12 protein-coding genes are annotated in these 15,224 nt (G+C 66.9%); 7 read left to right on the top strand and 5 right to left on the bottom strand.

The window, feature by feature from the left end; genetic code table 11:
* Positions 1-35 precede the first annotated feature (35 nt).
* From AC06E9_RS05745 to AC06E9_RS05730, 4 genes are read right to left on the bottom strand one after another with little or no spacing between them, the layout of a single operon-like run.
* Positions 36-1,154, bottom strand: coding sequence for a hybrid sensor histidine kinase/response regulator (locus tag AC06E9_RS05745; RefSeq protein ID WP_121037374.1), 1,119 nt, complete (start codon positions 1,152-1,154; stop codon positions 36-38).
* Entirely contained in the window at positions 1,151-1,735 is a 585-nt protein-coding gene (locus AC06E9_RS05740) for a chemotaxis protein CheB (protein ID WP_478055665.1), read from the bottom strand. The genes AC06E9_RS05745 and AC06E9_RS05740 overlap by 4 nt, the downstream gene beginning before the upstream one ends.
* The gene (locus tag AC06E9_RS05735; protein WP_183073658.1) at positions 1,735-2,583 is read right to left on the bottom strand and encodes a CheR family methyltransferase; all 849 of its coding nucleotides are present in this window, start codon (positions 2,581-2,583) and stop codon (positions 1,735-1,737) included. The genes AC06E9_RS05740 and AC06E9_RS05735 overlap by 1 nt, the downstream gene beginning before the upstream one ends.
* Positions 2,556-5,666, bottom strand: a complete 3,111-nt coding sequence (locus AC06E9_RS05730; RefSeq protein ID WP_121037380.1) for a response regulator — start codon at positions 5,664-5,666, stop codon at positions 2,556-2,558. The genes AC06E9_RS05735 and AC06E9_RS05730 overlap by 28 nt, the downstream gene beginning before the upstream one ends.
* A 154-nt stretch (positions 5,667-5,820) precedes the next feature.
* Here AC06E9_RS05730 and AC06E9_RS05725 point away from each other — a divergent pair, with 154 nt between their 5' ends.
* From AC06E9_RS05725 to AC06E9_RS05710, 4 genes are all read left to right on the top strand, one after another.
* Positions 5,821-6,978 carry a two-component system sensor histidine kinase NtrB gene (locus AC06E9_RS05725; protein ID WP_282257507.1) on the top strand — a complete coding sequence of 386 codons (1,158 nt, stop codon included), beginning with the start codon at positions 5,821-5,823 and terminating at the stop codon, positions 6,976-6,978.
* Positions 6,971-7,339: a response regulator gene (locus AC06E9_RS05720; protein WP_121037386.1), complete on the top strand. Its 369-nt coding sequence runs from the start codon at positions 6,971-6,973 to the stop codon at positions 7,337-7,339. The genes AC06E9_RS05725 and AC06E9_RS05720 overlap by 8 nt, the downstream gene beginning before the upstream one ends.
* A gap of 140 nt (positions 7,340-7,479) precedes the next feature.
* Positions 7,480-9,234: a putative bifunctional diguanylate cyclase/phosphodiesterase gene (locus AC06E9_RS05715; RefSeq protein WP_478055664.1), complete on the top strand. Its 1,755-nt coding sequence runs from the start codon at positions 7,480-7,482 to the stop codon at positions 9,232-9,234.
* Between the two features lie 64 nt (positions 9,235-9,298).
* Positions 9,299-9,538: a DUF1653 domain-containing protein gene (locus tag AC06E9_RS05710; RefSeq protein WP_152151218.1), complete on the top strand. Its 240-nt coding sequence runs from the start codon at positions 9,299-9,301 to the stop codon at positions 9,536-9,538.
* Positions 9,539-9,567: 29 nt separating this feature from the next.
* On the opposite strand, the gene AC06E9_RS05705 is transcribed toward AC06E9_RS05710, so the two are convergent.
* Positions 9,568-10,563 carry a GAF domain-containing protein gene (locus AC06E9_RS05705; protein ID WP_226956574.1) on the bottom strand — a complete coding sequence of 332 codons (996 nt, stop codon included), beginning with the start codon at positions 10,561-10,563 and terminating at the stop codon, positions 9,568-9,570.
* A gap of 171 nt (positions 10,564-10,734) precedes the next feature.
* On the opposite strand from AC06E9_RS05705, the gene AC06E9_RS05700 reads away from it, so the two are divergent.
* The 3 genes from AC06E9_RS05700 to AC06E9_RS05690 all read left to right on the top strand — a co-directional run bounded on the left by AC06E9_RS05700 (position 10,735) and on the right by AC06E9_RS05690 (position 15,220).
* Positions 10,735-10,962 carry a hypothetical protein gene (locus AC06E9_RS05700; RefSeq protein WP_478055663.1) on the top strand — a complete coding sequence of 76 codons (228 nt, stop codon included), beginning with the start codon at positions 10,735-10,737 and terminating at the stop codon, positions 10,960-10,962.
* 153 nt (positions 10,963-11,115) lie between these two features.
* On the top strand, positions 11,116-12,330 hold the full coding sequence (locus AC06E9_RS05695) for an MFS transporter (RefSeq protein WP_121037395.1): 1,215 nt from the start codon (positions 11,116-11,118) through the stop codon (positions 12,328-12,330).
* A gap of 145 nt (positions 12,331-12,475) precedes the next feature.
* On the top strand, positions 12,476-15,220 hold the full coding sequence (locus AC06E9_RS05690; protein ID WP_478055662.1) for a UvrD-helicase domain-containing protein: 2,745 nt from the start codon (positions 12,476-12,478) through the stop codon (positions 15,218-15,220).
* Positions 15,221-15,224: the final 4 nt, after the last annotated feature.

The raw sequence follows: 15,224 nt of genomic DNA, 5'->3' as shown, positions 1-15,224 counted from the left end.
CATCCCGGCGCCATGCCGGGATGGTTCTACCGGCGTCAGCGTGGTCGACGCTGAAGCGCAGTCTCAAACAGCACGGTGCCTTCGCGATTCTGCGCCACCAGTGTGCCGCCATGCGCACGCGCGAACTCGCTGGCGATGAACAGGCCCAGCCCCAGCCCGCGGCTATCGTGGAAACTGGCCTTGAACGGTTCGAACAACCGCGGCAGCAACGCCTCGGGAATCTGCCCGGCATTGCGCACCTGCAACCGCAGCGGCGCGCTGCGCTCGCCCTCCAGGCGCACCACCACCGGTGCATCACCACCATGCAGCACCGCGTTGCCGATCAGGTTGGACAACAGCTGCGCCAGGCGATCTGGATCGCCCTGCAGGTGGGCATCACCCTGGACCTGCAGCTCGATGGTCGCCTGCGGATGCGCACGCCCGATCTCGGCCACGACCGATGCGGCCACGTCCGCCAGATCGCATTCGGTGCTGTGCAGGCGCAGGCCACCGGTGCGGATCTTCGAGAAATCCAGCAGCTGATCCACCATCCGCGCCATCCGCTGCGCACTGTTCTCAAGGTGGCCAAGCGTGCGCTGCACCGCGCCATCGTCGGGCAGGTCCAGCGACAACTTATCGGCGCACAGCAGGATCGATGCCAGCGGCGTGCGCAGATCGTGCGTCAACACGGCCATCATCGTCTCGTTGAGCTTGAGCGCATGCTCCAGCGCCTCGTTGCGCGTCTTCAGCAGCTGCTTCTGCTGGTAGAGCTCGATGAACACATTGACCTTGCTCATGATCACCTGCGGCTCGATCGGCTTGTGCAGGAAATCCACGGCGCCGGATTCGTAGCCCTTGAAGGCACGCACGGGGTCGTTCGGTGAGGCGGTCAGGAAGATGATGGGTACATCGCGACTGCGCTGCGAGCCACGCATCAGCTCGGCCAACGAGAACCCGTCGATCTCCGGCATGTGCACATCCAGCAGCGCGAGCGCGACCTCATGCTCCAGCAGCAGCTCGAGCGCCTCGGCGCCGGACAGCGCGCACAGGATCTCCAGGCCGGGGCGGCGCAGCAGCGCCTCCATCGCGACCAGGTTCTGCGGGATGTCATCGACAATCAGCAGCTTCACGCAATCGGTGGTGGCAGTCGACCCGGCGGGTTCGATCAGGTTCATCGGGTAAGACCTTTCATACGCGTGCAGATGGAGGTAAGCGGGAGCACGGCATCGGCACCGGCGTGCGCCAGGGCGGATGCGGGCATCATCGAGGAATATGCCTCCTCAGGGCATTGGATCCAGGCTTCGCCGCCGGCCTGGCGGACAGCGGCGACGCCATCACTGCCATCCGCGCTGGCGCCGGTCAGCAGGATCGCCAGCACGCCATCGCCGAACACATCGGCGGCGCTTTCAAACAGCGGATCGATGGCCGGACGCGAGAACAGCACCGGCGGGTCTACCGACAGCGCCAGCGTGGCACGGTCCTCGACCAGCAGATGGTAGTCCGGCGGCGCGAAGGTGACCATACCCGGCTGCAGGGGCTGCTTGTCCTCGGCCTCGCGCACCGGCAGCGGGCAGCCGGCGTCGAGCAGGCCGGCAATGTGGCTCGGCCGATCACGTGGCAGATGCAGCACCACCAGCACGGGCAGCGCCAGTGTGGTCGGCAGCGATGACAGCAGCGCCTGCAGCGCGCTGACCCCGCCGGCCGACGCGCCGATGACCACCAGATCGAACCGGCTGCGTTGCGACGCGCCGCTCATCAGGCCAGCTTCCGATACAGGCGCTGGTCGCGCGCGCAGGCCTCGAACAGGTCGGCATGCGCGCCGAACTGCAGCGATTCCTTGCTGCCCAGCCCGAGGAAGCCGCGATGGACCAGCGCCTCATGGAACAGGCCGATGGCACGGTCCTGCAGGGGCCGCTGGAAATAGATCAGCACGTTGCGGCAGGACACCAGGTGGACTTCGGAGAACACGGTATCGGTGGCCAGACTATGGTCGGCGAACACGATGTTGCGCTTCAGGCGGCGATCGAACACCACGCTGCCGTAGCCGCTGCTGTAGTAATCCGAGAGCGAGCCGGTGCCGCCGGCGGCCAGATAGTTGCGGCTGAACTGCGCCAGCCGGTCCAGCGCGAACGCCCCGGATTCGGCCGCCTGCAGTGCTTCGGGGTTGATGTCGGTGGCGTAGATGATCGCGCGGTCCAGCAGGCCTTCCTCATGCAGCAGGATCGCCAGCGACCACACCTCTTCGCCGGTACTGCACCCGGCGATCCACAGCTTGATCGACGGATAGGTGCGCAGCACTGGCACGGCATGCTCACGCAGCACCCGGAAATACGGCGGGTCGCGGAACATCTCCGAGACCTGCACGGTGAAGTACTGCATCGCCTGGGCGAAGGTCTCCGGCTCGTGCAGCAGCCGGTGCTGCAGCGCCCCCATGGTCGGGCAGTCGAAGCGTGCCATGGCATGCCGCATGCGCCGCCGCAGCGATGCCAGCGCATAGTCACGGAAGTCGTAGTGGTAGCGCTGGTAGACCGCCTCCAGCAACAGCTTCAACTCCAGGTCGAACAGCTCCGTTTCATTCATCGGCGCGAGCACCACACCCGGCACAGCGAGACCAGCTTGTCCACGTCGATCGGCTTGGCGATGTAGTCATTGGCACCGGCCTGCAGGCAGTGCTCGCGGTCGTCCGGCATCGCCTTGGCGGTCAGCGCGATGATCGGCAGGTCGCGCCAGCGGTTGTCGGCGCGGATCTCGCGCATGGCGGTCAGCCCGTCCATCTCCGGCATCATGATGTCCATCAGCACCAGGTCGATCTCGGGGCGCAGCTTCTCCAGCGCCTCGCGGCCGTTGCGGGCGATATCCAGGGTCACGCCCAGCGGCTCGAGCACGCTGGACAGCGCGAAGATGTTGCGCACGTCGTCCTCGGCCAGCAGCACGGTGCGGCCATCCAGCACCGCATCGCGGCGGCGGGCCTCGCGCAGCAGGCGCTGCTGGTCGGTCGGCAGCGAGGCCTCGACACTGTGCAGGAACAGGGTCACCTCATCGAGCAGGCGCTCGGGCGAGCGCGCGCCCTTGATGATGATGCTCTTGGAATAGCGGCGCAGGCGCTGCTCTTCATCGCGGGTCAGCGCGCGGCCGGTATAGACGATCACCGGCGGGAACGCGACGGCGTCATTGCCGGCCATGCGTTCGAGCAGGTCATAACCGGTGCCGTCAGGCAGCGCCAGGTCGGTGACCATGCAATCGAAGGTGGAGCCGGCCAGTTCGGCCATCGCTTCGGTGATGGTGCCGACCGCCGTGATTTCCAGCTGGTCACGGCCGAGCAGCAGTTGCAGGTTGGAGCGCAGCTCGCTGTCGTCCTCGACGATCAGCAGGCGGCGCATGTCGCGCTGACTGGTGGCCTCCAGCTGCTGGATCGCGCCGAGCAGGCGCTCGCGCGTGGCCGGCTTGATGACATAGCCGATCGCACCCAGCTCCATCGCCACCTGCGAACGTTCCAGCCCGGACACCACGTGCACCGGGATGTGGCGCGTGGCCGGGTCGCGCTTGAGGCGCTCCAGCACGCTCAGCCCGGAGACATCGGGCAGGCCGATATCGAGCAGGATGCCGTTGGGGCGCAACTCGGCAGCCAGACTCAGCGCTTCCTCGGCGGTGCCGGCGACCACGCAATCAAAGTCCAGTTCATGCGCCATCGAGACCAGCGCGCTGGCGAACGCCGTATCGTCCTCGACCACCAGGATCATGCGGCCCGCGCGGCTGCGGCGGCCCCGGTCATCCATCACCTTGGCCGCGGGTGCGGGTGCGGGGGTGGATTCGGCGTGGGCACGGCCCAGCGAAGCAGCGGCAGGCACGGCCGGTGCTGCCACGGCGGCGGGACGTACGTCGTGCACGACGTTGTGGGCGCTGCCGGTACCGCCACCGGCCAGCAGCGGCAGCTCCAGCGTGAAGCAACTGCCCCGGCCCGGCTCGCTGGAGACAGCGATGCTGCCGCCCATCCGGGCAGCCAGATCGCGCGAGATCGACAGTCCCAGCCCGGTGCCCCCATAACGGCGGCGGGTGCTGCCATCGGCCTGGCGGAAGGCTTCGAAGATGACCGCGGTCTGTTCGTCGGGAATGCCGATGCCGGTATCGGACACGGCGAACTGGATCCGCCCTGCCCCGGCACTGCGCACCTTCAACGACACGCTGCCGTGTTCGGTGAACTTGACCGCATTGGCCAGCAGATTCTTCAGGATCTGCTGCAGGCGCTGGCTGTCGGCCAGCAATTGGGCCGGCGCATCCGGCGCGGCGCTGATCTCCAGGCTCAGGCCCTTCTGCACGGCCATCGGCTCGAAGGTTTCCTTCAGGCGCTGCAATACGCTGGACACCGCGAGGTTTTCTTCGACCAGCTCGACATGGCCAGCCTCGATCCGCGACAGGTCCAGAATGTCGTTGATCAGCGCCAGCAGGTCGTTGTTGGAGGAATGGATCGCCTGGGCGTACTTGACCTGCTCGGCGGTCAGCGTGCCGTCCTTGTTGTCGGCCAGCAGCTTGGCCAGGATCAGCGAGCTGTTGAGCGGGGTGCGCAGCTCGTGGGACATGTTGGCCAGGAATTCGGATTTGTAGCGCGAACTGGCCTCCAGTTCGGCGCTGTTCTGGACCAGCTGCGCCTGGGCCAGCAGCAGGGCCTGCTGGCGCGACTCCAGCTCATGGGTGCGCTCTTCGAGCTGCACATTGGTCTGTTCCAGCTCGGCCTGCTGCTGCTCCAGGTTGGCCTGGGAATGCAGCAGGCTGCGGCTCTGCTCTTCCAGCTCCTCATTGGCCACGCGCAGTTCTTCCTGCTGGGTCTGCAGCTCTTCGCTCTGGCGCTGGGTTTCCTCCAGCAGTTCCACCAGCTGCGCATTGAGCAGCGCCGCGCGCAGCGCGATGCCGATCGGCTCGGCGCACTGCAGCAGCAGCGCCATCTCCAGGCCACGCGCAGGCGAGACACCTGCCCGGCCCAGCTCGATCACGCCGATCACCACGCCATCGGCGGTGATCGGCCCCAGCAGGCGCTGGTGCACGGTAGTGCGGCCCAGGAGGGTATCGATATCCAGCGGGCTGTCACTGTCCTCCAGCCGGCGCGCGCGGCCTTCGCGGATGATCTCGCCCCATTGCCCGGTATGCGCCGGCAGCGTCTCCGGGAGCTGCGAAGGCAGCGCGGCACCACCGACCAGCACCAGCCGCTCGCCCTGCAGGCGATACATGGCGCCGACATCGGCATTGAGCTGCGCGCACAGCGCGCGCATGGCCGCATCGGCCAGTTCACGCGGGGTGGGATCGCCCTGCAGGCTGGTGCCCACCACGTTTTCGCCGGCCTGCAGCCACAGCGCATCGGCCGCTTCACGGCGCGCACTGATGGCCTTCATCACGGTCAGCGCCATCATCAGGAAAGCAACGCCGCCGATGCTGCGGTTGACGAAGGAGAACGCCGAGTTGCTGCTGGACGGGGCCACGTTGTAGCCCACCGCAAGCAGGATGCAGGACCCGATCGCCACCAGCAGAGGCACTTCCATCCGGCGCTGGAACAGCGTGATGCCGACCGCCATGAAGTAGGTCAACCAGACCGCGTAGCCCAGCGGCACCACCATCTCCGTGCCCAGCGTGGCGGCCATCAAGGCGGCCGACGCCAGCCAGATCCAACGGTCACGGGCGGTAGGCGCAGAATTCATACCGTGTTCCAGCTCAAAAGGGGCCTGATGGTACCCGAAGCGGTAAACGGGTGTTAAGCGCCAGAAGTCAGCGTGTTTGACGCACGTTCTTGACACTTTCTTCACATGGACGCCCCTACGGTTCGGTCCCTTATCGGGGGAGTCGATAACCGTCGTGGTCCAGGCCGTATCCAGCGTTGCACCGCTCGCCGACGAAAGCCGGCAGCTGAAGCTGTTGATCGACAACGTGAGCGATCACGCGATCTATCTGCTCGATACGCAGGGCAGTATCTGCAGCTGGAACCGTGGCTGCGAACGGGTCAAGGGCTATGCCGCCGAGGCCGTCATCGGCAGGCACGTCAGCCTGTTCTATACCCCCGAAGACCAGCAGCTGGGCGTCCCGGAGCAGGCGCTGGCGTACGCGCGGGACCATGGCCGCTTCGTCGGTGAAGGCTGGCGGGTGCGCTGCAACGGCGAGCGGTTCCGCGCCGGCGAGGTGATCGAACCTGTCCGCGAAGACGGCTGCCTGCTCGGTTTCGTCAAGGTCACCCAGGATGTCACCGAACGCTACCAGGCCCAGCGCCTGCTGCAGGATGCGCAGCGCGCGCACGTGCAGCAGCGCCAACTGGACAATGTGGGCCGGCTGACCCGCGGCCTGGCCCATGAATTCAACAACCTGCTGACCACCATCGGCAACGCCCTGGATCTGATCGCCCTGCGCCCCGGCGCCGACGGGCGTACCCAGGAGCTGGTGGACCTGGCCCATGCCGCCGCCGACCGCGGCTCGCTGCTGACCCGCCAACTCTTGGCCTTCTCCGCTGATCAGACGCTGGTGCGCGAGCCGATCGTGGTGCAGGACTTCCTGCTCGATGCCCTGCCCGTACTGCGCCGCGCCTGCCCGACGGGCATCGAGGTGCAGCTGGATCTGACCTCGGATCTGCCCCCGATCGTCACCGATGGCGTACAGTTGCACAGCGCCGTGTTGAATCTGGTGCTCAATAGCGGCGAAGCGATGCCCCAGGGCGGCACGGTCACGATCACGGCCGAGGTCGAACAGCGGCTGGCGCCGGATCTGTCCCAGCCCATGCGCCGCCACTATGTCGCCATCGCGGTGACCGATCAGGGCAATGGCATGCCCCCGGACATCGCCGAGCGCGCCAGCGAGCCGTTCTTCACCACCAAGGAAATCGGCAAAGGCAGCGGACTGGGGCTGAGCCAGGTGTTCGGCTTCGTTTCCCAGTGCGACGGCTTCGTCGACGTACAAACCGCCCCCGGACGCGGGACCACCGTCCGTCTGTTGTTACCTGTCATTGAGGAAGTCGAGCATGTCTGAGCCCCTACGCGTATTGATGGTCGAAGACCAGCAGGACCTGCGTGAACTGATCGGCCAGGCGCTGCAGGACTTCGGTATCGAAATCCACACCGCCGACGACGGCCCGGCCGCGCTGCGGCTGATGCAGGACCCGGGCGGGTTCGATGTGGTGTTCAGCGATATCAGCATGCCCAACGGCATGAGTGGTGTTGAGTTGAGCGAGCATGTGGCCGATGTACTGCCCAATGCGCGCATCATCCTGGCCTCCGGTTACGCCCGCTCGCAGCTGCCGCCGCTGCCCGAGCATGTCGAATTCCTGCCCAAACCGTATCGTCTTCGCCAGCTGGTGACGTTGCTGCAGTCACCGGTCGCGCCCTGCTGAGCGAGCGCAATGCCGCCAGCGTGAACGCTTCATCCGCGCCGCTCATGCTTCACATCGGTTCTGCATTCCACTGGGGATAGTCGTGGTGTAGTCGGAACAGGGCGCGGTAGATGCTGGACAGAAGTGATGATGTAGATCGGATGGCGCTGATCGAAGCGCTCAACGTGATGGACCCTGCGTTGGGTACTGCGCTGGACCCGATCACCGAACTGGCGGCGTTTACCTTCGGCGTTCCGATCGCGCTGGTGTCCATCTTCGATGCCGAGCACCAGCACATCATCTCGCGCGTCGGGCTGACGCTCACCCGCAACGAACGGCACGCATCGATCTGCGCCTGGGCGTTGGGCGCCAGCGACGTGCTGCAGGTGACGGACCTGCGCCTGGATTCGCGTTTTGCCGACAATGCCCTGGTGACCGGCCCGCAGCAGCTGCGCTTCTACGCCGGCGCCCCGCTGGTTACCAAGGCCGGCATCGCACTTGGCACACTGTGCATCATGGGCCGTGAGCCCCGTCAGTTGTCGGCCGAAGAACAGCTGCAGCTGCAGACGCTGTCACGGGTGGTGGTCGCGCAGATGGAGCTGAAGATGTCGCTGGGCCGGCGCGAGCAGATCAGCGGCCTGCCCAATCGGCAGCAGTTCCAGGCTGACCTCAATGCCCTGTCCCGCCGTGGCCAGGCGCATGCATTCACCGCCGTGCTGCTGGATGTATTCGATCTGCAAAGTGCCAACGAGGCCGGCCAGGCGCTGGGCATGAAGCCGGTGGAAACCTTGCTGCGCCAAGCGGCGCTGCGGGTGCAGGACGTGCTGCGCGATATCGCACAGGTCTATCACGTGGGGGTGACCCGCTTCGCCTTCCTGCTGCCGGACCACTCGCATCACCAGACCGAAGCACTGCTTGACCGCCTGCGCGTCCGCATGCGCCGGCCGCTGATGGCTGGCCGCATTCCGATGTCGCCGCAGTTCCATGCCGGTGTATGCGACTTCCTCCCCGTACCGGGCCAGACCGCGGATCTGGTCCGCAAATGCCTGGTCGCCATGCACCACGCCATCCAGACCGATGCCTGCCTGTGCTGGTACTCGCAGGAACGCGACGATGCCCTGCGCCGGCGTTACCGCTTGGCCTCCGACGCCGGGCGCGGGCTGGCCCAGCACCAGTTCAGCCTGGTGTACCAGCCACGCTTCGATCTGCTCGACGGGCTGCCGGTATCGGCCGAGGCGCTGCTGCGCTGGACCCACCCGATGCTCGGCCCGATCAGCCCCGGCGAATTCATCCCGGTGCTCGAGCGCACCGCGCTGATGCCCGCGATCAGCCGCTGGGTCATCGATCACGCCCTGGCCCAGGCCGCGCAATGGCAGGAGCGCGTGCCCGGCTTCAGCCTCTCCATCAATCTTTCCCCGCGCGACTTCGATGATCAGTGTGTATGGAGCGTGCTGTCCGAGCGACTGCACGCCTACGGGCTCGCCCCCGGCCTGATCGAGATCGAGATCACCGAAGGCCAATGGCTCAATCACCACCCCGCGGCGTTGCCGCAACTGCGCGACATGGCGGCGGCAGGCGTGCCCATCGCGATTGACGACTTCGGCAGCGGCTACAGCAATTTCGGCTACCTCAGCGAGGTGCCGATCAGCCACATCAAGATCGACCAGACGCTGGTCACCGGGCTGGCGCGCTCACGCACCGCGCGGCTGAAAGTGGAGGCCATCATCAAGCTCGCGCGGCAGCTCGGGTATCGCACGGTGGCCGAAGGCGTGGAGAACGAAGCCGAACTCTCGCTGCTGCGGCTGTGGGGCTGCGACGAAGCACAGGGCTATCACCTCGCGCGCCCCATGCACCCTGACGCGGTGCTGCAGCTGGTCAGTGCCTGCCGCGCGGGTCCCTTGCCGGATGCCGGCTGAGACCCCGCGACGCGATCGGCAGCCCGGGCGATAATGGCCAGCCCGCCTGCCTCGCTGCCAGACCATGACCGATCTCACCCCGCTGCCCACCCTGCCGCTCGGCCATTACCGCCATTTCAAAGGCGGCAACTACGAGGTCATCGGTATCGTCCGCCATAGCGAAACGCTGGCGCCGATGGTGCTCTACCGGCCGCTGGATTCGCAGGTCGGCTTGTGGGTGCGCCCGTACGAGATGTTCGTGGCACAGGTGGAGGTGGAGGGGCAGTGGCGTGCGCGTTTCGCGCGGGTTGAAGCAAAGGACTGAAAGGCGACCGGTTCGCCCATACCGTGCGATCAGCTCAACGCGGCCCCACGCCCATCCACTAGTTCACGCAACCGCGCCGTCACCGCGCGGAACTGCGCCGGCAGCGTCGCGGCATCCAGTGCATCGACCTGGCGCGACAGCAGCGACAGCGCCTCGGCCATGCTGACCACCGCCTGCCCTGCCTCACCCTGCGCCTCCGGGACATCCAGGTGCGCGCCGATCACACCGGCCAGCACCTCGAAGGCTTTCACCGTAGCGCCATCGAGCCTGGAGGGATTCGGATCGAGCGCGCACAGGGTGCCGTGAAAACCGCCGTCGCGGCGGAACATCGGCACCGAAATGTAGCTTTCGAACCCGTACAGCGCCGGCGTGGGATGGCTCGAGAACACCGGGTGGGTGCTGGCCTGATCGAACTGCACCAGATGGCGATGTTCGCGGATCTCATCGCAGATGGTGGTTTCCAGCACGAGGTCATCGCCGGGTCGCAAGCCAAAATCAAGACGATCATGCACGGCGCAGGCGGTCCAGCGGTCTGCAGTGACGCGCGCCACCGCGACGAAGCGCATGCCGGTCATCGCACTGGCCAGTTCCAGCATGCCCGGCACCGCCGGCATGGCCATCAAAGCGGCCACGTCATCCAGGCGCGGATCCGTGGAATGGGCAAGCGATGCCGCCGGCGCCATGCCGGGACCATCATCGTCCAACGGGTTGTCCAGCGCGGCAAGCCGACGGTTGAGCACCTTCGCGTTGACCTCGTTGAACAGGCCGCGCACGGCGGCCGACAACGCCCTGGCATCGGCAATGGCACCGACGAAATGGATACCCTCCCCGACCAGGCGGATCTGCTCCACGCCGTGATCCACCCGCAGCAATGGCCAGGCCAGACGGTGCAGCATGCGCATCCAGTCATTGCGTGGGGTGTCATCCAGCAGCGCGGTCACAATCACGCGCTGCGGCGCCGTGCCCGCTTGCGGACCGGGCAGATCAAAACCGATGAGGGCGGGAAAGCCCGGACGGGTGGACATCGCAACAACCTCTCTGGCGGCACCGCGCAGCCATCGAAGGGGTGGCTTTGGAGCGAAATTGTCGCATGAATGGGCGAGACCGGCCGTGATCGGCTGCCGATCCGGCCCGGAGGCGGACCGCTGACGCTATCATCCAACGGACGCCCCCTCCAACGACAAGGACGTTTCGATATGGGCTCTGCGAGTCTGGGCTTCACGCTGCTGATCAGCATTTTCTGGGGCCTGCTTGGGCTGTTGTGGATCTTCGTTCCGTTCGCCATCTTCGGGATCAAGGGCCTGCTGCGGCAGCTCGTGGCGGAGCAGCGACGGACCAATGAGATTCTCAGCCGCGTCCACGGCGACCGTATTCCGCCACCCGCGCCCGAACCGCAACCGTTCAGGGTCGCGTCGTATCCGTGAATGGGAGCGATAAGCAGCGTCCGCCTGGGTTACACGGCGGCGTCGGCTGTGTGACCAGCGAGGGTGCGAATCCAGCGTTCCATGCGCCCCACTGATTAATGTTGCGCCGCAGCAGTACAATGCCGCGCTTCCCCGATCGACGCCGCCGCCTGCATGAGCTCCTCCTCCGTCCCTCTGGCCGCCCGGCTCTCGCCGCGCGAGCGCACTCTGATCCTGCTGGCCTTGTCGCTGGGCGGCTTCGCCATCGGCACCAGCGAGTTCGCCAGCATGGGGCTGATGCTGGAAATCAGCCGCGGACTGTCCATCAGCGAGACCCAGGTGGGCCATCTGATCAGTGCCTACGCCGTCGGCGTGGTGGTCGGCGCACCGGTGCTGGCCTTCGCCGGTGCCGGCTTCGCCCGCCGCAACCTGCTGCTGGCGCTGATGGGGTTCTATGCCATCGGCAACCTGGCCAGCGCGCTGGCCCCCAACTACGGCACGATGCTGCTCGCCCGTTTCGTCGCTGGTCTACCCCATGGTGCTTACTTCGGGGTGGCAATGCTGGTGGCCGCAGCGATCAGTCCCCCGGCCCAGCGCGGCGCGGCGGTATCGAAGGTGCTGCTCGGCCTGTCCGTTGCCATCCTGGTCGGCAACCCATTGACCACGTGGCTCGGCCAGCAGCTCAGCTGGCGCACTGCGTTCGCGGTGGTCAGCGTGCTGGCGATCGCCACCGTGGTGATGATCGCGCGCTTCCTGCTGCCCGATCCGGATGAAGTCCGCACCTCGCCGATGCGCGAACTGCGCGCCTTCAACCGCACCCAGGTGTGGCTGGCGCTGGCGATCGGCTCGGTCGGTTTTGCCGGCATGTTCTGCGTGTTCACTTACCTCGCCCCGACCCTGGTGCAGGTCACCGGCCTGGCCGAATCGTGGATGCCGCTGGCCGTGGGCATCTTCGGTATCGGCGCGATCATCGGCAACGTGGCTGGTGGCTGGCTGGTGGACCGCTTCCAGTTCCGCGCTGCGGCGGTGGTGCTGGTGTGGTCGATCCTGGTGCTGCTCGCCTTCCCGCTGGCCGCGCAGTCGGTGTGGAGCGTGTTCCCGATGATCATCGCCGTCGGCACCATGGGCGCCCTGGCGGCCGTACTGCAGACCCGCCTGATGGATGTGGCCGGCGAAGCGCAGACGCTGGCGGCCGCCTCCAACCACGCGGCGTTCAACACCGCCAACGCACTGGGCCCGTGGTTCGGCGGCATGGCGATCGGCGCCGGCTTCAGCCCGGCGGTGACCGGTTACGTCGGCGCCGCCACCGCGCTGGGCGGCCTGCTGCTATGGGGCGTGGCGATGCTGGTGGACCGCCGCTCGCGCAGCGTGCCGGTGCTGCAGCAGTAAGCGCACCGCCAGCCCCGTCGGCCAATTCGAATCCCTGCCCAGGCAGGGATTTTTTTTATTTCCCCTATCATGGGCATCCGATCAAACCGCGCCACCCGTGCTGTTCCGGCCACGGCCGCAACGATGGCCGCACCTGGATACACCGATGACGTACGAATGGGCCCCGAGCGACTGGGGTCAACGCCTCACGCGATCACCGCACTGGCACCTGCGCCTGGAAGACGACCAGCTGGTCCTGACCGTTGACGGTCGCCCCTGCCCCGCGCCGCTGGAGGCACTGCAGGTGCACCCGCGCCTGCCCTGGGCACGGCTTACCCTGCACCGCGACGGGCATGCCCCGCTGACGCTTGGCGGCTTGAACACGGCCGCGGCTCGACAGTTGGCCTCCACCTTGGCCGAGCTGCGCGGTGAACAGCGCCAGCGCGACCATGTCGCTCTGTTCCAGCAGGCCCACGCCGCGATCCAGCGCTGGCTTGGCCAGGTGCAGACCGCCACCGAACGGGCCGACGAGGAAGCGCTGTGGCTGACCCACGAGCAACAGCAGGCGCTGCTGCAGGCGCGCCCCACCCTGCCACTCGAGGAAGAGGCGCTGTGGGCGGTGTTCGACAATGCCGCACTGCGCAGCCAACTCGACGGTGATCTCGCTGCGATCGAAGCAACCTTGATGCGGTGGCTGGCCGACTGGCCAGCGACGTGGGCGCGCCGCAATGAGGCGCATCAGGTGCGCGAGCGGATGGCCAGCCGTGCGCTGCTGGATCACGTGGAAAGCCGCCCGCTCACCGATGAGCAGGCCCGCGCGGTGATCTGCTTCGACAACCGCGTCCAGGTGGTGGCCGCAGCGGGTTCGGGCAAGACCTCGACGATGGTGGCCAAGGCGGCGTACGCGATCGAACGCGGGCTGGTCGCGCCCGAGCGCATCGTCATGCTCGCCTTCAACAAGGAGGCCGCCACGGAACTGCAGGCACGCGCCGATCGCGCGTTCCATCGCCTCGGCCTGGGCGAGGTCCGGGTGGAGGCGCGTACGTTCCACGCGCTGGGCCGGCACATCATCGCCCAGGCCACGGGGCGGATGCCGCAGGTGCCGGAGTGGGCCGTGGATGCCACGCAGGGCTTCCACCGGCTGGCCGAGATCATCGACCAGCTCAAGGATCGCTCCCTCCATTTCCGTACCCAGTGGGACCTGTTCCGGCTGGTGTTCGGCCGTGATCTGCCCGTTGCCGGCGGGCCGCTGGAGGCAGAGGAATGGGACAAGGATGGGCAGGTCTACGTGCGTACGCTTCAGGGCGAGCGCGTGCGCAGCATCGAAGAATGCGTGATCGCGGACTGGCTGTTCTACAACGGCGTGGATTACGCCTATGCCCGGCGGCACGCCTTCGATGCCGGCACGGACGAATACCGCCAGTACCGGCCGGATTTCTGCTACCCCGGCATTGCGCTGAACCACGACCACCTCGCCCCGGAGGGACACGGCCAGTCGCCGGCGCCTCCAGCTGGCCATCAGCGCTCCCACGGCACCGACCGGATCGAGACCACCTCGCACGAACTGCGCACGGGCGAACTGTTCCTGCGGCTGGGCGATGCGCTGTCGCAGCGCGGTCTCGAACTCGACCCGAATCCCGACCGCGAACTGCCCGAGGGCGGCGCGACACCGATGCCGGATACCGACCTGATCGGCCTGGTCCGGACCTTCATCAGCCACGCCAAGAGCAACGGCCTGCACGTGCAGGACATGGTGGAGCGGCTGCGTCGGCTGCCCGAGGATCACTTCAAGCACCGTTACCGCCTGTTCCTCGAGCTGGTCATTCCGATCCTGGACGGCTGGGACGATGCGCTGGTCGCCGAGGGCGGCATCGACTTCGAGGACATGCTCAACCAGGCTGCCGAGCACCTGGAACAGGGCCGCTATGTCGCCCCGTTCGATCTGGTGATGGCCGACGAATTCCAGGATGCCTCGCGCGCCCGGGCCCGTCTGTGCCGCGCGCTGGTGCAGGCGCCTGGCAAGCATCTGTTCGCGGTCGGCGACGACTGGCAGTCGATCAACCGGTTTGCCGGCGCGGACGTCTCGGTGATGACCGGCTTCCTGGACTGGTTCGGCCCGGGCCAAGTGCTCAAGCTTGAACAGACGTTCCGCTGCCCGCAGGCGCTGTGCGATGTTTCCAGTGCGTTCGTGTCACGCAATCCAGCGCAGATACCCAAGCAGGTCCACTCGCTCACCCCGGCGTATGGCGCGGTGCTGCAGGCCTTCCAGGTGGCCTCGCGCGACCGGCTGGCCGGCGCGGTCGAGCAGTATCTGGCCCAGTTGCACCAGCAGTTGCTGACAGGTCAGGTGCCACCAGGCCATGACGGCAAGGTCACGGTATTCGTACTCGGCCGTTACAACGCAGACCGCGCGATGCTGCCGACCACATGGCGGGCACGCCATGGGCAGCACATAGAGGTGAGCTTCCTCACCGTACACCGGTCCAAGGGCATGGAGGCGGACTACGTGATCCTGCCCGGCATGCTGGATCGCCGCTTCCCCAATGCCCGCGCGGATGACCCCGTACTGGCGCTGGCGATGCCCGACGGCGATGCGTATCCGCTGGGTGAGGAACGCCGGTTGTTTTACGTCGCGCTGACGCGCGCGCGCCGTTCGGTGGCGATGTTCACCGTGCAGGGCAAACGCTCGGCGTTCCTGACCGAACTGGTCAACGACGGCGCGGTACGCGTGACATCCATGGCCGGTGAAACGATCCACGAACAGGCCTGCCCTGCCTGCAAGGTGGGTGTGATCGTGCCGCGCACCGGGCCGTATGGCGCGTTCCAGTCCTGCTCGGCGTATCCACGCTGCGAATACAAGCCGCCGAAGACAGGGGGCCATGCCGGCTTGCGTACGGTCGCGGGAGCCTGAGCGA

This window comes from Stenotrophomonas sp. Steno-Z10-BAI (genome assembly GCF_056393115.1).
This window is presented reverse-complemented; position numbering and strand designations above follow the sequence as displayed.